The organism is Klebsiella sp. LTGPAF-6F, assembly GCF_001753185.1.
GTDB lineage: Bacteria > Pseudomonadota > Gammaproteobacteria > Enterobacterales > Enterobacteriaceae > Klebsiella > Klebsiella michiganensis.
In genome coordinates this window covers 3,308,596-3,327,024 of record NZ_CP017450.1, presented here as the reverse complement: position 1 = coordinate 3,327,024, position 18,429 = coordinate 3,308,596, and the positions used below count along the sequence as shown (strand labels likewise).

Sequence of the window (18,429 nt, the reverse complement as noted above, 5' to 3'; positions counted from 1 at the left end):
TATAAATTCAAATAATGAACTATCACGGTGGGTAATTAACTTTGCCCGCCGCTAAGGAGACACCATGCAACGTCATCAGGCCCCGTTCCGCGCAGATATTGTCGGCAGCTTTTTACGTCCGGACGCCATCAAACAGGCCCGTCAGCAGCTGGCCGCCGGCACCATCGACGCGCAGCAGCTGCGGCAGATAGAAAATGAGGCGATTCGCGTTCTGGTGCAGCAGCAGTGCGAGTGCGGGCTGCATGTGGTCACCGACGGTGAGTTCCGCCGCGCGTGGTGGCACTTTGATTTCTTTGACGGACTACAGGGCGTTGAGCGCTACGATTCAGAAAAGGGCATTCAGTTCAACGGGGTACAGACCAAAGCGCACGGCGTTCGCGTCACCGGTAAACTGGCCTTTGGCGATCACCCGATGCTGGAAGATTTTCGCTATCTGAAGAGCATCAGCGGCAGCGCTCAGCCGAAGATGACCATTCCCAGCCCGAGCGTGCTGCACTTCCGCGGCGGCCGGAAAGATATCGACGCGACGGTGTATCCGGATCTCGCCGACTATTTCGATGACCTGGCAACCACCTGGCGCGATGCCATTCGCGCCTTCTACGATGCGGGCTGCCGCTATTTACAGCTTGATGACACCGTCTGGGCCTACCTCTGCTCCGATGAGCAGCGACAGCAGGTGCGCGAGCGCGGCGAAGACCCGGATGAGCTGGCGCGCATTTATGCCCGCGTTCTGAATAAGGCCCTGGAAGGGAAGCCTGAGGATCTGACCGTTGGCCTGCACGTGTGTCGCGGTAACTTCCGCTCGACCTGGATCTCCGAGGGCGGCTACGAGCCGGTTGCGGAAGTGCTGTTCGGCGGCGTTAACATCGACGCGTTCTTCCTCGAATATGACAATGACCGTTCCGGCGACTTCGCGCCGCTGCGGTACATTCGCCCCGGCCATCAGCAGGTGGTACTGGGCCTGATCACCACTAAAAACGGGGAGCTGGAAAACCCGGAAGGGGTGAAGGCTCGTCTGCAGGAGGCGGCGCAGTACGTCCCGCTGGCGCAAATTTGCCTCAGCCCGCAGTGCGGTTTTGCTTCCACCGAAGAGGGTAACTCTCTGACCGAAGCCCAGCAGTGGGATAAAGTCCGCCTGGTCACCGGCATCGCCGCACAGGTCTGGTAATCTCTCCATAGCGCAGCGTTGCACTATTTTAAGGCAACGCTGTGCACCCGCCTTTATTTTCCCCGTATTCTGCCGCGCTTTCAGACGCTTTCACAACCTGGCATCGTTTTTGCCTTATCACTTCCGGTGAGTCGTTAATTCATTTTTTTGATTTTGCGCTATTCAGGAGTGACACACATGCAGCGTCGAACACTATTAAAAGCTTTTGCTCTCTCCGCCTCTGTTATTAGCATGGGCTTCTCCTTACAGGTTTATGCCGCCGACACCATTAAAGTCGGCATTATGCACTCGCTTTCCGGGACGATGGCGATTTCTGAAACCCCGCTGAAAGATGTCGCCCTGATGGCTATCGATGACATCAACGCCAAAGGCGGCGTACTGGGTAAAAAACTGGAACCGGTAGTGGTGGATCCGGCATCAAACTGGCCGCTGTTCGCCGAAAAAGCGCGTCAACTGCTGACGCAGGATAAGGTGGCGGCGGTGTTCGGCTGCTGGACCTCCGTATCGCGCAAATCGGTTCTGCCGGTATTTGAAGAGCTGAACGGTTTGCTCTTCTACCCGGTACAGTATGAAGGCGAAGAGATGTCGCCGAACGTCTTCTACACCGGCGCGGCGCCAAACCAGCAGGCGATTCCGGCGGTGGAATACCTGCTGAGCGAAGACGGCGGCGGGGCGAAACGCTTCTTCCTGCTCGGTACCGACTACGTCTACCCGCGTACCACCAACAAAATTCTCCGCGCTTTCCTGCACGCCAAAGGCATTCAGGATAAAGACATCGAAGAGGTCTATACCCCGTTCGGCTATAGCGACTATCAGACTATCGTCGCCAATATCAAGAAGTTCTCCGCCGGCGGTAAAACCGCGGTGGTCTCTACCATCAACGGTGATTCCAACGTTCCGTTCTATAAAGAGCTGGCTAATCAGGGGCTGAAAGCGACGGACGTGCCGGTGGTGGCCTTTTCCGTGGGCGAGGAGGAGCTGCGCGGGATTGATACTAAACCGCTGGTGGGCAACCTCGCGGCGTGGAACTACTTCGAGTCCGTCGATAACCCAACCAATAAACAGTTTGTTGCCGACTATCGCGCTTACGCCAAAGCCCACAAGCTGCCAAACGCCGATACCGTGGTAACCAATGACCCGATGGAAGCGACCTGGGTTGGCCTGCACATGTGGGCGCAGGCGGTGACGAAAGCAGGATCGACCGATGTCGACAAGGTGCGTGATGCCATGGCCGGCCAAACCATCAAGGCGCCGTCAGGCTTTACCCTGACCATGGATGCCACCAACCATCACCTGCACAAGCCGGTAATGATTGGCGAAATCGAAAGCAACGGCCAGTTTAACGTGGTCTGGCAGACCGAAGAGCCGGTACGCGCCCAGCCGTGGAGCCCGTGGATTGCCGGGAATGATAAAAAGCCGGATCACCCGGTTAAAACCGTCAGCAACTAAGCGTTAGACCCCGGCGCCGCGCCGGGGTGAATGATTCAGTCTTCCGGGCCCGAAGCCCGGATTTCCCCGAAAAGGAGAACGACCATGAACGCATTACGCCTCATGTGTTACTTCGCGCTGCTGATGGTCTTGATACCGTGGCGGGCGCAGGCAGCGGACGCCGACGATTTTGTGGCGGCCAATCGCAGCCAGCAGGCTCAGCTGCTGGAACAGTGGGCCGCCGCGCCCGAAGCGCCGCGTTTACCGCTGCTGCGGGCGCTGAAAAGTGAAACATTGCAATCCGATAGCGGCGGTCATGCGTTCAGCAAACAGGGCGACAGCCTGCTGGCGCTGGGCGCGGTTCCGGCGCCCGTCGGCCCAACAAAACCGGTGCGCCTGACCAATCGCCTGCGTAACCTGGCGGCAGGCGCGCTGGCGACGCATCTCCTGGTTAGTGACAACGTCACGGAAAGGGCCGCGGCGGCGAAAACCCTGCAGCGCGAAGCGACGCCTGAGATGGCGGGGCTGCTACAGCAGCGTCTGACGGCGGAAACCGACGGCGCGGTGAAGTCGCAGCTGGAAATTGCGCTGGCCCGTTTACAGCTTGTCAGTCCTCAGCCCGCACAGCGGCTGGCGGCCATCGAGCTGCTCGGCCACTCCGGTGACCCGGAAACTCAGGCGCTGCTGACGCCGTATACCGATGCCCGGCATGAGCCGGACCCGGCGATTCGCGCGGCGGCCCAGGAGAGCCTGAGTAAAATCCAGCACCGCCTGCTGCTGGGCGATCTTCTCGGCCAGGCTTTTATGGGCCTCTCCCTCGGTTCTGTCCTGCTGCTCGCCGCGCTCGGTCTGGCCATCACCTACGGTCTGCTCGGGGTGATCAATATGGCCCACGGCGAGATGCTGATGATTGGCGCCTACAGCTGCTGGCTGGTTCAGCAGGCGCTGGCGCAGCTGGCGCCGCAGTGGCTGGCCTTCTATCCGCTGATTGCGCTGCCGGTGGCGTTCCTGATCACCGGCGGTATCGGTATGGCGCTGGAACGCACCGTGATCCGTCATCTGTACGGGCGCCCGCTTGAGACGCTGCTCGCCACATGGGGGATCAGCCTGATGCTGATTCAGCTGGTGCGCATGCTGTTTGGCGCGCAGAACGTTGAGGTCGCCAATCCGGCATGGCTCTCCGGCGGCGTGCAGGTTCTGCCGAATCTCATTCTGCCGTGGAACCGTCTGGCGGTACTGGTTTTCGTGCTGCTGGTGCTGCTGTTTACCTGGCTGACGCTGAACAAGACCCGGCTAGGGATGAACGTGCGGGCGGTAACGCAAAACCGCGCGATGGCGGCCTGCTGCGGCGTGCCGACCGGACGGGTCGATATGCTGGCGTTTGGCCTCGGTTCGGGGATCGCGGGGCTGGGCGGCGTCGCGCTGTCGCAGCTCGGTAACGTCGGGCCGGAGCTGGGCCAGGGCTACATTATCGACTCCTTCCTCGTGGTGGTGCTCGGCGGCGTTGGTCAGCTGGCGGGCAGCGTGGCGGCGGCGTTTGGTCTTGGCATCTTTAACAAAATCCTTGAACCGCAGATGGGAGCCGTGCTGGGTAAGATCCTGATTCTGGTCTTGATTATCCTGTTTATCCAGAAACGTCCCCAGGGACTGTTCGCCCTCAAAGGGAGGGTTATTGACTGATGAGCCAACCTATTACCTTAACGCTGGCGCGCAAAGCGCCGCGCCCGCTGCGCTGGTTCGGCGTGCTGCTACTGCTGGGCCTGCTGAGTATGCCGTTTCTGGCGCTGCTGCCCGCCACGCATCCGCTGGCGGTCTCCACCTGGCTGCTGACGCTGACCGGCAAGATCCTCTGCTACGCCATTGTCGCCGTGGCGCTGGATTTGGTCTGGGGCTATGCCGGGATGCTTTCGCTTGGCCATGGGATCTTTTTTGCCCTCGGCGGCTACGCCATGGGCATGTACCTGATGCGCCAGGCGGCGGGCGACGGATTGCCGGCCTTTATGTCGTTTTTGTCGTGGAGCGAGCTGCCGTGGTTCTGGTGGGGCACCCAGCATTTCGCCTGGGCTATGCTACTGGTGGTGCTGGTGCCCGGCCTGCTGGCGCTGGTTTTCGGCTGGTTTGCCTTCCGCTCGAAAATCAAAGGCGTCTATTTTTCGATTATGACCCAGGCGCTCACCTACGCCGGGATGCTGCTGTTTTTCCGTAACGAAACCGGCTTTGGCGGTAACAACGGTTTTACCGGCTTTACCACGCTGCTCGGTTTCTCCGTCACCGCCATCAGCACGCGGGCGGCGCTGTTTATGGCCACGGTACTGCTGCTGTTGCTCACCCTGTGGATTGGCTATTTGCTGGCGCAAAGCAAATTTGGCCGCGTGCTGACGGCGGTGCGCGATGCTGAAAACCGCCTGATGTTCTGCGGCTACGACCCGCGCGGCTTTAAGCTGCTGGTATGGACCCTTTCAGCCGTACTGTGCGGCCTGGCGGGGGCGCTGTACGTGCCGCAGGTCGGGATCATCAACCCCAGCGAAATGTCGCCGACCAACTCTATCGAAGCGGCCATCTGGGTGGCGCTCGGCGGTCGCGGAACCTTAATCGGCCCGGTGCTCGGCGCGGGGCTGGTCAACGGCGCGAAAAGCTACTTTACCGTGGCGATGCCGGAGTACTGGCAGCTCTTTCTGGGGCTGATTTTTATTATCGTGACGCTGTTTTTACCGCGTGGCGTTATCGGCCTGCTGCGTAAAGGAGATCGCTGATGCCATTGGATGAAGAGCTATTTACCCGCCAGCTGCCGACGGACCGCTTTCGCGAGCAGACCGATCCGGTACTGCAGCTGGAAGAGATTAACGTCAACTTTGACGGTTTTCAGGCGTTGACCAACCTGTCGCTGCAGATTGGCGTGGGCGAGCTACGCTGCGTGATTGGGCCGAACGGCGCCGGTAAAACCACCCTGATGGACGTCATCACCGGCAAAACCCGGCCGCAGAGCGGCAGGGCGCTTTACGATCAGTCGGTGGACTTAACAATCCTCGATCCCATCGCCATCGCCCGCCAGGGCATCGGGCGCAAGTTTCAGAAACCGACGGTCTTTGAGGCGCTGACGGTGGCAGAGAATCTCGAACTGGCAATGAAAGGTGATAAATCGGTGTGGGCCAGCCTACGGGCGCGCCTGAACAGCGAGCAGGCCGACCGAATCAGCGAAACCCTCCGCCTGCTGCGGCTGGAGGGCGAACGCTATCGGCCGGCGGGGCTGCTGTCGCACGGGCAAAAGCAGTTTCTGGAAATCGGCATGCTGCTGGTACAGGAGCCGCATCTGCTGCTGCTGGACGAACCCGCCGCCGGGATGACCGATGCGGAGACAGAATATACCGCCGAGCTGTTCCGCACCCTTGCCGGGCAGCATTCGCTGATGGTGGTCGAGCATGATATGGGCTTTGTCGAGACCATCGCCGACAGGGTGACGGTGCTGCATCAGGGACAGGTGCTGGCGGAAGGGTCGCTGCGCGAGGTGCAGGCCAACGAACAGGTGATTGAAGTTTATCTCGGACGCTAAGGAGCGCGGATGTTACAGGTTAATCAACTACATCAATATTATGGCGGCAGCCATATCCTGCGTGGAGTGGATTTTGCCGCTCGCCAGGGCGAGATCACCTGCCTGCTCGGGCGCAACGGGGTGGGAAAAACCACCTTGCTGAAGTGTCTGATGGGGCTGATCCCGGCGCGCAGCGGCGAGGTGCTGTGGCAGGAGAAGAATATCACCCACCGTAAACCGCACCAGCGGGTGCAGTCGGGGATCGCCTACGTGCCCCAGGGGCGGGAGATTTTTCCGCGCCTGACGGTGGAGGAGAATCTGCTGATGGGGCTGTCCCGCTTTCCCGCCCGCGACGCGCGCGCGGTGCCGGAAGAGATTTATCAGCTGTTTCCGGTGCTGAAAACCATGAAGCAGCGGCGCGGGGGCGATCTTTCCGGCGGGCAGCAGCAGCAGCTGGCCATTGGCCGCGCGTTGGCCAGCCGTCCGCAGCTGTTGATTCTTGATGAACCGACGGAGGGCATTCAGCCGTCGGTGATTAAGGAGATTGGCGAGGTGATTCGTCAGCTGGCGAACCGCGGGGATATGGCGATTCTGCTGGTCGAGCAGTTTTATGATTTTGCCGCCGGTCTGGCGGATCGCTATCTGGTGATGTCGCGCGGCGCGATTATCCAGCAGGGCAACGGCGGCGATATGGAAGCCGAAGGCGTCCGCGGGATGGTCACCATTTAACTCGCTCCGGATGGCGGCCTCCCCCCGGCTCGCGCTGCGCTTAGCCGGGCTACAGGTATACAGCAGTCTGCTGGCCCGTAGCCCGGGCAAGGCGCTTGCGCCGCCCCGGGGAGCTCACCACAGGCCGCATTGGATATGGCTCCCGGATGGCGGCTGACGCCTTATCCGGGCTACCGCTCGCAGACGGCGATGAACCCGTAGCCCGGGCAAGGCGCTTTGCGCCGCCCCCGGGGAGTTCGCCACAGGGCGCATTGGATATGATTTCCCGGAGGCGATGCTGCGCATCTGTCCGGGCTACCGCTCGCAGACGGCGATGGACCCGTAGCCCGGGCAAGGCGCTTTGCGCCGCCCCGGGGAGATCGCCATAGTCCGCACTAGATATGGTTTCCCGGAGGCGATGCTGCGCATCTGTCCGGGCTACCGCTCGCAGACGGCGATGGACCCGTAGCCCGGGCAAGGCGCTTTGCGCCGCCCCCGGGGAGATCGCCATAGTCCGCACTAGATATGGTTTCCCGGAGGCGATGCTGCGCATCTGTCCGCGCTACCGCTCGCAGACGGCGATGAACCCGTAGCCCGGGCAAGGCGCTTTGCGCCGCCCCCGGGGAGATCGCCACAGGGCGCATTGGATATGATTTCCCGGAGGCGATGCTGCGCATCTGTCCGGGCTACCGCTCGCAGACGGCGATGAACCCGTAGCCCGGGCAAGGCGCTTTGCGCCGCCCCCGGGGAGATCGCAACAGGCCGCATTGGATATGGCTCCCGGAGGCGATGCTGCGCATCTGTCCGGGCTACCGCTCGCAGACGGCGATGAACCCGTAGCCCGGGCAAGGCGCTTTGCGCCGCCCCAGGGGAGATCGCCACAGGCCGCATTGGATATGGCTCCCGGAGGCGATGCTGCGCATCTGTCCGGGCTACCGCTCGCAGACGGCGATGGGCCCGTAGCCCGGGCAAGGCGCTTGCGCCGCCCCCGGGAAAAGCGCGCAGAGGGCTATTTGCGCAGCAGCCGCTGCAGGCGCGCCTGACGCCAGCGATTGATCCATTCGCCAAAAACAAACAGACGCAACCCTTTAACCACCAGCAGCGCTCCCCAGACGATCGCCACCCATGCGGACCAGTAGCTCTCTGCGCCGCTCAGCCAGTTCAGCAGCGCCAGCAGAACGCAAACGACGACGGCCACCGTCAATGAACGGTAAAAACGGCTCTCGCGTTCGACGCGCGCTTTGGCTTCCTCAATACGTAAATCCAGCGACGCTTCGTGGCCCGCCGGCGATTCGCCGCTAATCTCGGCGACGTTAACTTCAAATACCGCCGCAAGCGCGCTGAGCGTCTCGAGGCCGGGACGGTCGCCGTTCTCGATGCGCTGAATGGTGCGCACGCTGACGCCGGCCAGTTCGGCAAGCTGCTCCTGCGACCAGGCGCGCTGCAAACGTAATTGTTTAACCTGATGACTACTGTTCATTGTTTCTATCTCCGGGTGAAAACCTGAGATGGAGTATCATCGAGCGGGCTGTCGGGCACCACGATCGAAACCCGACAGGGACGCGACAGCAACCTGACAGCCGCACGGCGCCCGGCATCAGGCGCGGGCGACCGCGCTACCGTTCCACGGACGAACGTTCATGCCGCGGAAAATCATCAGCCATGCGGCGATAATCGCCAGCATCAATATCACAAACAGCGACCAGTGCGGCAGATGGGTCAGAATCGTTCCGGTCAGCATCGGGTTAAACGCCGCCCCCAGCCAGCCCAGCGACTGGGCGGAAAAGTAGCTGGCTTTCATGCCCGGCGGCGCAATGTTATCGATCAGCATATATTCCCCCGGCGCGTAGATAACCTCTCCGAGCGTAAAAATGGCGGCGGAGACGCCCCACAGCAGCAGGCTGTTATCGGAAATAACAAAACCGCCCAGCCCGAGCACAAAACAGACCGTTCCAAAGGTCATCAGCGGGCGAATATTGCGGGCGGTAAGGCGACGACCAACCGCATACTGCAGCGCCACCACCACGGCCGCGTTAACCGGCAGTACCACCGCAACCACTTTTTCGGCAAAATCGCTGTCCGCTACCACCAGCACATACTGGGAAATGCAGGAAGCGAAAGAGCCGCCGACAAAGGAGGCCAGCAGGCCGGAAAGGGTAAACCACAGCAGAGCGCGATCGCGCAGCAGCACCGACGGCGACCACTGGACCGCGTTATCCTGAGCAATCGCGGCGCTGGTGCGCTGCACAAACAGCTGAATAAATACCAGCGGAAGGGCGGCGCAGCCGGCCGCCAGCCAGAACGGCAGGTTAATACTGTGCATGACCAGCAGAGTGCCGATAGGCGGCCCAACGGTCCAGCCAATATTGAGAAAGGTGTAGTTAAGGGAAAAAATCTGCGCCTTCTTTTCCGGCGACAGCACGTCGGCAAACCACGCTTTCAGCACGGTAGAGAAGACGGAGTAAGCGCAGTTAATCAGCGCGAAGAAAAACACCACCAGCGCGACGCTATTGACCAGAGGAATAGCGATAAAGCCGCCAATAAACGCCAGCACGGCGAGCGTCATATAGCGCTTTTTGTCGAACTTATCGGCGAGAATGCCAAAACCCATGCTGAACAGCACCCCGACGATCAGCGCGCTCGACAGCGCGTAGCCGATTTTATCCACCTCCAGCTGGTACTGGCGGGTGAGGTAGATCGTCATAAAAGGTAACGTTGCGCCGCGGCCAATGGTTAACAGCAACGACGAAGCCAGCAGCGCTGCGGTTGAGCGCCTGAGAGTCGGTATCATTTTTTCCTTGCCTGATGTGATGTTATTTTTGTTGTCACGATCACAAATAGCACGCTAACCGGGGCTTGTATAGTTCCCGGGGGGGATGAAAAGCACGCCAGCGCCCTACCGAAAATAATGATCTATGCGGCGGACGAATTATTCGGTAGTTTGATTTTGTTCGCAAAAATTCCAATAACAACCGAGGCGGGTATGACGCGTAAAGACGGGCTGCTGGCATTGCTGGTGGTGGTGGTATGGGGGCTGAATTTCGTGGTGATCAAGGTGGGGCTGCATAATATGCCGCCGCTGATGCTCGCCGGACTGCGCTTTTTGCTGGTGGCTTTCCCGGCGCTGCTCTTCGTCGCGCGGCCAAAAATTCCGCTGAGCCTGCTGCTGGGCTACGGCCTGACGATTAGCTTCGGTCAGTTTGCGTTTTTGTTCTGCGCGATTAGCCTCGGCATGCCTGCCGGACTGGCATCGCTGGTGCTGCAGGCGCAGGCCTTTTTCACCATCATTCTCGGGGCGTTTATTTTCGGCGAACGTTTACAGGGGAAACAGCTGGCGGGGATCGCGCTGGCGATTTTCGGCGTACTGGTGCTGGTCGAAGCCAGCCTCGGCGGCCAGCATGTCCCGCTGGTGGGCTTTATGCTGACGCTGGCCGCGGCGCTGAGCTGGGCCTGCGGCAATATCTTCAACAAGAAAATTATGTCGCATGCGAGCCGGCCGCCGATTATGTCTTTGGTGGTATGGAGCGCGCTGATCCCGGTGCTGCCGTTTATGCTGGCGTCGTGGATCCTCGACGGCCCGCAGGTCATGGCGGAAAGCCTGCTGCATATCGACCTGCTGACGATCCTGTCGCTGCTCTATCTGGCGTTTATTGCCACCATCGTCGGCTATGGTATTTGGGGGGCGCTGCTCGGCCGCTATGAAACCTGGCGCGTGGCGCCGCTGTCGCTGCTGGTGCCGGTGGTCGGGATGGCCAGCGCGGCCTTATTGCTCGGCGAGACGCTGAATAGCCTGCAGCTGCTGGGCGCGGTACTGATTATGGCCGGGCTGTATATCAACGTATTTGGCCTGCGGATCGTGCGTCCGGGCATGGCGCGAGGGTAAAAAAAAGCCCCGGTCACGGGGCTAAAGGGATTTTACAGGCTTTGCTGGTTGTAATAGGGCACGCCAAGTTCATCTGATTTATCACTGCCAGAGGCCATGTGATTGAAATCAAAAGGCGAATCATTATGTTCGGAAGGAATAATCATCGCATCCCGGTTGTTGTGGCGAACCGGGGTGCTGGTTTGCTCCGCATAACTTTGGCTCGAGACCAGCGCCAATAGCACGATGGCGGCGGAAGCGAATAGTTTCATGATTTCCTCAATACGTCTTTTTGCAGGCGGTTAACAACAGTTATTTAATGGGAGCAGGTAGCGCGACTCGCCCGGCACGTTGGTAATACGATACTGGTGCGGCGGAACATCGAAATAGTTCTTAAAAGTTCGCGTCAGCGTTTGCTGCGATTCAAAACCATAGCGTTCGGCCAGGTATAAGATAGGCTCGTTGCTCTGCTTCAGCTTCTGCGCGATCTCGGTCAGCTTACGGCTGCGGATATACTGTCCCAGCGAGTGACCGGTCTCTTTCTTGAACATTCTTTGCAGGTGCCACTTGGAGTAACCTGAGCGCTCTGAAACCTTCTCCAGCGACAGGGGCGATTCCAGGTTATCCTCGATCCACGACAAAATACTATGGATAGTGATGGCGTCGTTATTGCGTCTGGACATCATCTTACCTCTTCTTATTACGACAGAACTTTTTTGAGTAAACACTCAAGAGTGGCCACTTCATCCGTCGACAGATTTTTTGTTAGTTCCTGGTGCAATTTCTGACCCACAACCTGATGACATTGCTCACAAAGGGCTGCGCCGTCTGGCGTTAACTGTACCAGCACGCCACGCTTGTCAGTCGGGTTGGGTAACCGTTCAATCCAGCCTTTACAGACCAGGCGGTCGAGCATGCGCGTCATTGCGCCTGGGTCGACCGAAAGCACGGTTTTCAGCTCAACGGGGGTAATACACACTTCGCAACGAATGGAACAGAGCACCCGGAACTGGGTGGAAGTAATATCCATCGGCGAGAGATAGTCGTTGAGCAGGCGATCTTTTTTCTGGTTAACCATCTGGATCAAGCGGCCAAGAGGGATCATTTCGTTAAACAGGTCGCTTGTACTTTTCACAATGGTTGCCCAGGCAATGACTTAGTTGCGGGAGATATTATTGCCTAGGCAAATATAAGTCAACCTGATGAATTATCCGATGCCACGATTTGCTAAAACGAATTGTTGTGAGGCAGGTCACTCTATTTCACGTTGTTATCTTATGATTTGAAGGAAGGGTGAATGCGTCCTGAGGAGAACGGGTACAATCTGGCAACAGACGATATACTCAGCACGCGTCATTTTTTTGATAATCCAATATTGACAGGACCTTAATTCACTATGATGGATCTTTTTAAAGCGATAGGCCTGGGACTGGTAGTGATTCTACCGCTGGCGAACCCGCTGACTACCGTGGCGCTGTTCCTTGGCCTGGCCGGGAATATGAACAACGCCGAGCGTAACCGTCAGTCGCTGATGGCCTCGGTTTATGTGTTCGCCATCCTGATGGTCGCCTGGTATGCCGGCCAGGTGGTGATGAACACCTTCGGAATTTCGATTCCCGGTCTGCGTATTGCCGGCGGCCTTATCGTCGCCTTTATCGGCTTCCGCATGCTCTTTCCCCAGCAAAAAGCCCATGACTCGATGGAAGCTAAGCTGAAATCGGAAGAGCTCGAGGATGAACCGACGGCGAATATCGCCTTCGTTCCGCTGGCGATGCCAAGCACCGCAGGGCCAGGGACAATCGCGATGATTATCAGCTCAGCGTCTACGGTAAAGCACGGGGCGAGCTTCCCGGACTGGGTTGTACTGGTTGCGCCGCCGATTATTTTTGCCCTGGTCGGGATTATCCTGTGGGGCTGTCTCCGCAGCTCCGGGGCAATCATGCGTCTGGTCGGGAAGGGCGGCATTGAGGCGATTTCCCGCCTGATGGGCTTCCTGCTGGTCTGTATGGGCGTGCAGTTTATTATTAACGGCGTGCTGGAGATTATTTCCACTTATCACGCCTGACGGTCATCGCCGTCCTGATACCAGACGTAAAAAAACCTGCCGATCTCACGACCGGCAGGTTTTTTTTAGCAGCACGATCAGGAGTGATGCGGCTGCTGATCTTCCAGCGACACCGGCCAGCGGCGGAAAATCATTACCGCCCACACTAACGCGACGACCGCAGGGATCGCCCCGACATAGCCAATGGACGCCATTGACAGATGGGTACTGACCTGGCTGCCCACCAGCGCGCCCGCGCCGATGCCGATATTAAAGATCCCCGAAAATAACGACATCGCCACGTCGGTCGCGTCCGGCGCCAGCGCCAGCACTTTGACCTGCATACCGAGACCGATAATCATGATCGCCACACCCCAGAAGACGCTCAGCAGCATCAGGTGGTTGGCGTTGTGCGAGGCGGGCAGCAGCAGCAGCAGGCACGCCAGCAGCAGGCCAATCGCCGCGTTAATTAACCCGGACGCATGCAGGTTGCCGAGCTTACCAAAGAGGATGCTGCCGACGATGCCCGCGCCGCCCAGGGTCAACAGCAGCACGGTAGCGAAGTTGCCGCTCAGGCCGGCGACCGTCTGAACAAACGGTTCAATGTAGCTGTAGGCGGTATAGTGCGCGGTCACCACAATCACCGTCAGCAAATAGATGCTCAGCAGCGCAGGGCGACGGAACAGCACCGGCAGGCTTTTCAGCGACCCTGAGTGCTCGCTCGGCAGCTTAGGCAGCAGCTTGATCAGGCAAACCATGGTAACCAGCGCGCCGAGGCCGATGACCAGGAACGTGGTGCGCCAGCCAAAGTATTGCCCGACGATACGGCCAATCGGGATACCGAAGACCATTGCCAGCGCGGTACCGGTGGCAATCAGGCTCAGCGCCTGCGCGCGTTTACCCGCAGGCGCCATTCGTATAGCCAGCGCCGAGGTGATCGACCAGAACACCGCGTGGGCAAAGGCGATACCGATACGGCTGATCACCAGCACGTTGAAGTTCCAGGCCAGGAACGACAGCACGTGGCTGGCGATAAACAGGATAAACAGGCCAACCAGCAGGCGACGGCGCTCCATCTTGCTGGTCAGCAGCATAAAGGGCAGCGACATCAGGGCGACAACCCAGGCGTAGATCGTCAGCATAATCCCAACCTGCGCCGTTTCCATGCCAAAGCTGTCGGCGATATCCGACAGCAGGCCCACGGGCGCAAATTCGGTGGTATTAAAGATAAATGCCGCAATCGCAAGCGTGACTACGCGCAGCCACGCGACCTTGCGTGAAACCGTATTTGTCATCATAAGTTCAGGGCTGGTTACAAAGAGGAAAGAAGTGGGACGATCTTAAAACGATTGCTGCTGAAAATACAATCATTTTGTGATCTACATCTCATTTTCGCTTCAGCCAGATTTTCGGCACTAACGGATTAATTTTTCTATTAAACGTGTGGATTTCTCACGTTTATGTCATGTTATCGATAAGTAAAAAAAATAGAGGGACAGAACAATGCAGGAAATTAGCTTTTATCTGGTGGATGCCTTCAGCGATCGGAGCTTTGGCGGCAACGCGGCGGCCGTTTGTCCGCTGACCGAATGGCTGCCGGACGAAACGCTGTTGAAAATGGCGCAGCAGCACAATCAGTCGGAGACCGCGTTTTTTGTGCGTACGGATGAGGGGTTTGAGCTGCGTTGGTTTACCACGCAGGATGAGATCAACCTCTGCGGCCACGCGACCCTGGCGGCCTCGCACGTCATTTTTGAATATTTTGACCACCCCTCATCGACAATCGTATTTAGTACCCGCTTTGTCGGCGAGCTTCGCGTCACGCGCAGCGGCGACTGGCTGACCCTGGATTTCCCGGCCTGGGCGACAACCTCCGTTGAGCAGCCGCCTGCGGAGCTGCTGGCCGGGCTGGGGCTGAGCGACGCGGTGGAAGTCCGCGTGGCGCGTGATTACCTGGTGGTTTTAGCCGACCGCCAGCAGGTGGAGGCGGTGCGTCCGGATATGCAGCTGCTTGAGCGCCTCGGCAAAATGATCTGTATCAGCGCCCCGGACGAAGAGTATGACTTTGTCAGCCGTTTCTTCTGTCCGGGCGAGTCGGTGGCGGAAGACCCGGTCACCGGCTCGGCGCACAGTATGCTGATTCCCTACTGGGGCGAGAAGCTCGGCAAAACGGACATGCAGGCGCGGCAGGTGTCGGCCCGCGGCGGCGACCTGCGCTGCCAGTGGCGGGGCGACCGGGTTCTGATCGGCGGTCAGGCGACCACCTACTTAATCGGCACGATTACGCTTCGTTAAGGAGGGACGGTGACGGAAATTCCTTTTTATCTGGTGGCGGCGTTCAGCGACCAGCCTTTCGCCGGCAACCCGGCTGCGGTATGCCTGCTTAAAAAGTGGCTGCCGGATGAGCTGCTGCTCAAAATGGCGCAGCAGCACAACCAGTCGGAAACCGCGTTTGTGGTACCTGAGAGCGATGGTTTTGCGCTGCGCTGGTTTACCACCCGCAATGAGGTCAATCTCTGTGGCCACGCCACGCTTGCCAGCGCGCACGTGATATTTCATCACCTGGATTATCCTGACGCGGTCATTCACTTCGCGACCGCTTCCGGTCGGCTGACCGTGAGCCGCGAGGGCGACTGGCTGACCCTGGACTTCCCGGCGGGAGAAACGGAAGAGCGCGAGCCGCCCGCGGAGATGCTCTCCGCGCTGGGGATTGAGCGCTATCTGCATGCCCGCAAGGGGCGCGCATGGCTTATCGAACTGGCCTCCCGTGAGCAGGTCGAAGCCCTGCGGCCGAATATTGCTGCGATGACGCCCGGCGAACATAAAGTGACCGTGACCGCCGCGGGCAGCGGGGAATATGACTTCGTTAGCCGCTTTTTCTCACCCGGTGAAGCGGTGTGGGAAGATCCGGTAACCGGTTCGGCGCATACTATGCTGATCCCCTACTGGAGCGCAAAGCGGGGTAAAACTCAGCTGCTGGCGCGTCAGGTTTCCGCGCGCGGCGGCGATATGCGCTGCGAGCTGAAAGGAAAACGCGTATTGATGAGCGGCCAGGCGGTGACCTATTTAAATGGCGTCATCACGCTACGCTAGCTCGCCCTTCATCATAAAACGGGATCGGCAACAGACCCGCCGATCCCGAATCCGAGTGGGTTACCCGGCAAACTTATCCTGCGCGCTATTCCTGCGTAACCTGCAGGAAAAATAGGCCATCACGGTAGACGGGCGATATTGGCTTTAATCACTTCGATAGAGTGGCGGAATTTCTCCGCTTCATCATCGGCCAGCTGCAGCTCAATAATCTGCTGCACGCCGCTTTGCGTCAGCACCGCGGGAACGCCAGCCGCCGCGCCGGTTACGCCATATTCCCCGTCAAGAATGCACGACACCGCCAGCGCGCGATGGCTGCCGGTGAAAATATTGCGGCAGATTTCGGCGATGGTTCCGGCGACGCCGTACTCCGTGCAGCCTTTGCCGGCGTAAATCTCAAACCCCAGCTTGCGCACCTTTTCGGCAATCAGCTCCCGGTCGAGAGCCTGGCCGGTATGTTTTTGGTAAACATCGGCGATGGCGGAGCCGTAAACCGCCGAGTGTGACCACACCGGAAACTGGGTATCGCCATGCTCGCCAAGAATAAAGGCGTCGATGCTTTGCGCGCCGATATCCAGCGCCTGGGCCAGTACCCGGCGTAAGCGCGTCGTGTCCAGCCAGACGCCGGTACCCAGCACCTGGCCGCGCGGCAGGCCCGAAAGCTGCCACACCTGCCAGGTGATGATGTCGCAGGGGTTGGTGGCAACCAAAAAGATGCCGTTGAAGCCGCCGCGCATCATCTGCGGGACGATGCTTTTGACGATTTTTGCCGTGTTGGTCAGTTCGTCCAGCCGGGTTTGACCCGGCTTGAGCGCGCCGCCGGAAACGGTGATGACCGCGATATCGACATCGGCGCAGTCGCTGGCTTCCCGGGTGGAAATGGTCATCATGCCCGGCATGTAGGCGGCCGCGTCGCTCAGGTCCTGAGCGTGCGCTTCGGCGCGAGAGGTATTGAGATCGACAAGGATCAGCTCCTCGCAAATATTCTGGTTTAACAGGGCGTAGGCCGCTGATGCGCCGACGTTTCCGGCCCCGATAATCATCACCTTGCGCGCTTTGGTATTCATCGTATTTTCCTGATAAAAGAGGTTATGTCGCAAAATTACTGCCTCTAACCGGGGGAGCGCAAGTCGGGTCAGAAGCTATAAGTTAATGCTATGGCGGCTCCGCGGACGCCCCGCGCTACAGTACGCTCAAAAAAGGAGCTTCTTTATGTACACTATCGCCGCGACCCCGCTAAACCACCCGGATCTGACCGCCTTAATTGCCGAGCTGGACGCATACCAGCAGACGCTCTACCCGGCGGAAAGCAATCATCTTATCGACCTGAGCGCGTTACCGGCGGCGTCGGTCATCGCGCTCATTATCCGCGATGGGCAGCACCGGGCCGTCGGCTGTGGGGCCATCGTGCTCGGCGAAGAGGGGATTGGCGAGATGAAAAGGGTGTTTATTCACCCGGCCCATCGCGGCCAGCAGCTGGGGGAAAAACTGCTGGCGGCGCTGGAGAAAGAGGCGATAAATCGCGAATGCCATACCGTACGCCTGGAAACGGGCATCCATCAGCACGCCGCCGTCGCGTTATACACGCGCAATGGCTACCAGACCCGCAGCGCCTTTGCGCCGTATCAGCCGGATCCGTTAAGCATTTTTATGGAGAAGCTGCTGCTTGTCGATCTTCGTTCAGCAGCGCTATAAACGCCTCGAGCTGGCGAGTTTTCGCCCCGCGCCGCCAGACCAGCCAGGTCGTCAGCCAGCGCCACTCTTCGGCCAGCGGCCAGGCGGATACCTGCTGATGGCCCGGCATACTCTCCAGCATGCTGCGCGGCATCAGCGCCAGTCCGGCGCCGGCAATGACGCAGGCCAGCATCCCGTGGTAGGACTCCATCTCATGGATCCGCCCCGGGGTGGCGCGATCGGCGTGGAACCAGCTCTCAAAATGACGGCGATAGGAGCAGTTGGCGCGAAACGCGTAGACGCTGGCGCCGTTCACTTCGCTGGCGCGGGCAATGGGCGGGTGGCCAAAGGGCGCGACGATCATCATCTCTTCCGGGAACACCGGTAACCCTTCCAGCCCCGGGTGCACCAGCGGACCGTCAACGAACGCCGCGCTCAGATTTCCCTCAAGTACGCCGTCGATCATGGTGCCGGAAGGACCGGTGGAGAGGGCCAGGTGAATCTTGGGATAGCGCTGATTAAAGTGCGCCAGGGTAGGGGAAATGCGCACGGCGGCGGTACTCTCCAGCGAGCCGAGCGAAAACAGCCCCTGAGGTTCATCTCCGGCGACCACCATCCTCGCTTCATCAACAAGGGCGAGGATCTGCTGGCTATAGCGTAAAAAGCTGTGCCCGGCGGGGGACAACCGCAGCCGCTGATTTTCGCGAATAAACAGTTCGACGCCGAGATCCGCCTCCAGCTGGCGGATGCGTGTAGTCAGGTTTGACGGCACGCGATGCACCTTCTGCGCGGCCTGGGTAATGCTGCCGGTGCTGGCGACGGCGTTGAACATCTCAAGCTGGGTCAGATCCATAGCGTTCTTCTTTTGTGAATAGGTTGCTTAATATTATTCATTTTTAATGAAAGGAAGGGTAAGCCAGAATAAG

19 protein-coding genes are annotated in these 18,429 nt (G+C 59.2%); 11 read left to right on the top strand and 8 right to left on the bottom strand.

Annotation, left to right across the window (positions count from 1 at the left end):
• Positions 1-64: 64 nt before the first annotated feature.
• From BJF97_RS15555 to urtE, 6 genes are all read left to right on the top strand, one after another.
• On the top strand, positions 65-1,168 hold the full coding sequence (locus BJF97_RS15555) for a cobalamin-independent methionine synthase II family protein (RefSeq protein ID WP_014229500.1): 1,104 nt from the start codon (positions 65-67) through the stop codon (positions 1,166-1,168).
• A gap of 177 nt (positions 1,169-1,345) precedes the next feature.
• On the top strand, positions 1,346-2,617 hold the full coding sequence (urtA, locus tag BJF97_RS15550; RefSeq protein ID WP_032694479.1) for an urea ABC transporter substrate-binding protein: 1,272 nt from the start codon (positions 1,346-1,348) through the stop codon (positions 2,615-2,617).
• An 84-nt stretch (positions 2,618-2,701) separates the two neighbouring features.
• Positions 2,702-4,276, top strand: a complete 1,575-nt coding sequence (gene urtB / locus BJF97_RS15545; protein ID WP_014229498.1) for an urea ABC transporter permease subunit UrtB — start codon at positions 2,702-2,704, stop codon at positions 4,274-4,276.
• On the top strand, positions 4,276-5,349 hold the full coding sequence (gene urtC, locus BJF97_RS15540; protein ID WP_014229497.1) for an urea ABC transporter permease subunit UrtC: 1,074 nt from the start codon (positions 4,276-4,278) through the stop codon (positions 5,347-5,349). The genes urtB and urtC overlap by 1 nt, the downstream gene beginning before the upstream one ends.
• Positions 5,349-6,146, top strand: coding sequence for an urea ABC transporter ATP-binding protein UrtD (gene urtD, locus BJF97_RS15535; protein ID WP_014229496.1), 798 nt, complete (start codon positions 5,349-5,351; stop codon positions 6,144-6,146). The genes urtC and urtD overlap by 1 nt, the downstream gene beginning before the upstream one ends.
• 9 nt (positions 6,147-6,155) lie before the next feature.
• Positions 6,156-6,854, top strand: a complete 699-nt coding sequence (gene urtE / locus BJF97_RS15530; protein ID WP_014229495.1) for an urea ABC transporter ATP-binding subunit UrtE — start codon at positions 6,156-6,158, stop codon at positions 6,852-6,854.
• A 988-nt stretch (positions 6,855-7,842) separates the two neighbouring features.
• Here urtE and BJF97_RS15525 read toward each other — a convergent pair.
• Positions 7,843-8,313, bottom strand: coding sequence for a helix-turn-helix domain-containing protein (locus BJF97_RS15525; protein WP_009654748.1), 471 nt, complete (start codon positions 8,311-8,313; stop codon positions 7,843-7,845).
• 117 nt (positions 8,314-8,430) lie between these two features.
• Positions 8,431-9,624, bottom strand: a complete 1,194-nt coding sequence (gene ydeE / locus BJF97_RS15520; protein ID WP_014838593.1) for an efflux MFS transporter YdeE — start codon at positions 9,622-9,624, stop codon at positions 8,431-8,433.
• Between the two features lie 192 nt (positions 9,625-9,816).
• Between ydeE and eamA the strand changes: the two genes are divergently transcribed.
• Positions 9,817-10,716: an O-acetylserine/cysteine exporter gene (gene eamA, locus BJF97_RS15515; RefSeq protein WP_014229493.1), complete on the top strand. Its 900-nt coding sequence runs from the start codon at positions 9,817-9,819 to the stop codon at positions 10,714-10,716.
• Between the two features lie 32 nt (positions 10,717-10,748).
• On the opposite strand, the gene marB is transcribed toward eamA, so the two are convergent.
• The 3 genes from marB to marR are packed head-to-tail and all read right to left on the bottom strand — an operon-like array spanning position 10,749 to position 11,830.
• Entirely contained in the window at positions 10,749-10,967 is a 219-nt protein-coding gene (gene marB / locus BJF97_RS15510) for a multiple antibiotic resistance protein MarB (RefSeq protein ID WP_004851184.1), read from the bottom strand.
• 30 nt (positions 10,968-10,997) lie between these two features.
• Complete coding sequence (gene marA, locus BJF97_RS15505) at positions 10,998-11,378, bottom strand: MDR efflux pump AcrAB transcriptional activator MarA (protein WP_004102351.1); 381 nt, start codon at positions 11,376-11,378, stop codon at positions 10,998-11,000.
• Between the two features lie 17 nt (positions 11,379-11,395).
• Positions 11,396-11,830, bottom strand: a complete 435-nt coding sequence (gene marR, locus BJF97_RS15500; protein WP_004102349.1) for a multiple antibiotic resistance transcriptional regulator MarR — start codon at positions 11,828-11,830, stop codon at positions 11,396-11,398.
• A 261-nt stretch (positions 11,831-12,091) separates the two neighbouring features.
• Between marR and BJF97_RS15495 the strand changes: the two genes are divergently transcribed.
• A complete protein-coding gene (locus BJF97_RS15495; RefSeq protein WP_004119839.1) occupies positions 12,092-12,760 on the top strand; it encodes a MarC family NAAT transporter in 669 nt (222 codons plus the stop codon).
• A gap of 77 nt (positions 12,761-12,837) precedes the next feature.
• Here the strand turns inward: BJF97_RS15495 and BJF97_RS15490 are convergent, their stop codons facing one another.
• Positions 12,838-14,037, bottom strand: a complete 1,200-nt coding sequence (locus tag BJF97_RS15490) for a sugar transporter (protein ID WP_025105754.1) — start codon at positions 14,035-14,037, stop codon at positions 12,838-12,840.
• A 205-nt stretch (positions 14,038-14,242) separates the two neighbouring features.
• Here BJF97_RS15490 and BJF97_RS15485 point away from each other — a divergent pair, with 205 nt between their 5' ends.
• Both BJF97_RS15485 and BJF97_RS15480 read left to right on the top strand, forming a co-directional pair.
• Complete coding sequence (locus tag BJF97_RS15485; RefSeq protein WP_032694371.1) at positions 14,243-15,034, top strand: PhzF family phenazine biosynthesis protein; 792 nt, start codon at positions 14,243-14,245, stop codon at positions 15,032-15,034.
• A 9-nt stretch (positions 15,035-15,043) separates the two neighbouring features.
• Complete coding sequence (locus BJF97_RS15480) at positions 15,044-15,832, top strand: PhzF family phenazine biosynthesis protein (protein ID WP_014229490.1); 789 nt, start codon at positions 15,044-15,046, stop codon at positions 15,830-15,832.
• Positions 15,833-15,951: 119 nt separating this feature from the next.
• Here the strand turns inward: BJF97_RS15480 and BJF97_RS15475 are convergent, their stop codons facing one another.
• Positions 15,952-16,896: an L-lactate dehydrogenase gene (locus BJF97_RS15475; protein ID WP_014229489.1), complete on the bottom strand. Its 945-nt coding sequence runs from the start codon at positions 16,894-16,896 to the stop codon at positions 15,952-15,954.
• Positions 16,897-17,041: 145 nt separating this feature from the next.
• Between BJF97_RS15475 and BJF97_RS15470 the strand changes: the two genes are divergently transcribed.
• Positions 17,042-17,524, top strand: a complete 483-nt coding sequence (locus BJF97_RS15470; protein ID WP_014229488.1) for a GNAT family N-acetyltransferase — start codon at positions 17,042-17,044, stop codon at positions 17,522-17,524.
• Here BJF97_RS15470 and ptrR read toward each other — a convergent pair.
• A complete protein-coding gene (ptrR, locus tag BJF97_RS15465) occupies positions 17,478-18,356 on the bottom strand; it encodes a putrescine utilization regulator PtrR (protein WP_004851166.1) in 879 nt (292 codons plus the stop codon). The two genes, BJF97_RS15470 and ptrR, sit on opposite strands and share 47 nt — an antisense overlap.
• Positions 18,357-18,429 lie beyond the last annotated feature (73 nt).

Bases quoted from the DNA above. Each gene is read 5' to 3' on its own strand.
- BJF97_RS15555 (WP_014229500.1), top strand. From the start codon at position 65: ATGCAACGTCATCAGGCCCCGTTCCGCGCAGATATTGTCGGCAGCTTT.
- urtA (WP_032694479.1), top strand. From the start codon at position 1,346: ATGCAGCGTCGAACACTATTAAAAGCTTTTGCTCTCTCCGCCTCTGTT.
- urtB (WP_014229498.1), top strand. From the start codon at position 2,702: ATGAACGCATTACGCCTCATGTGTTACTTCGCGCTGCTGATGGTCTTG.
- urtC (WP_014229497.1), top strand. From the start codon at position 4,276: ATGAGCCAACCTATTACCTTAACGCTGGCGCGCAAAGCGCCGCGCCCG.
- urtD (WP_014229496.1), top strand. From the start codon at position 5,349: ATGCCATTGGATGAAGAGCTATTTACCCGCCAGCTGCCGACGGACCGC.
- urtE (WP_014229495.1), top strand. From the start codon at position 6,156: ATGTTACAGGTTAATCAACTACATCAATATTATGGCGGCAGCCATATC.
- BJF97_RS15525 (WP_009654748.1), bottom strand. From the start codon at position 8,313: ATGAACAGTAGTCATCAGGTTAAACAATTACGTTTGCAGCGCGCCTGG.
- ydeE (WP_014838593.1), bottom strand. From the start codon at position 9,624: ATGATACCGACTCTCAGGCGCTCAACCGCAGCGCTGCTGGCTTCGTCG.
- eamA (WP_014229493.1), top strand. From the start codon at position 9,817: ATGACGCGTAAAGACGGGCTGCTGGCATTGCTGGTGGTGGTGGTATGG.
- marB (WP_004851184.1), bottom strand. From the start codon at position 10,967: ATGAAACTATTCGCTTCCGCCGCCATCGTGCTATTGGCGCTGGTCTCG.
- marA (WP_004102351.1), bottom strand. From the start codon at position 11,378: ATGTCCAGACGCAATAACGACGCCATCACTATCCATAGTATTTTGTCG.
- BJF97_RS15495 (WP_004119839.1), top strand. From the start codon at position 12,092: ATGATGGATCTTTTTAAAGCGATAGGCCTGGGACTGGTAGTGATTCTA.
- BJF97_RS15490 (WP_025105754.1), bottom strand. From the start codon at position 14,037: ATGATGACAAATACGGTTTCACGCAAGGTCGCGTGGCTGCGCGTAGTC.
- BJF97_RS15485 (WP_032694371.1), top strand. From the start codon at position 14,243: ATGCAGGAAATTAGCTTTTATCTGGTGGATGCCTTCAGCGATCGGAGC.
- BJF97_RS15475 (WP_014229489.1), bottom strand. From the start codon at position 16,896: ATGAATACCAAAGCGCGCAAGGTGATGATTATCGGGGCCGGAAACGTC.
- BJF97_RS15470 (WP_014229488.1), top strand. From the start codon at position 17,042: ATGTACACTATCGCCGCGACCCCGCTAAACCACCCGGATCTGACCGCC.
- ptrR (WP_004851166.1), bottom strand. From the start codon at position 18,356: ATGGATCTGACCCAGCTTGAGATGTTCAACGCCGTCGCCAGCACCGGC.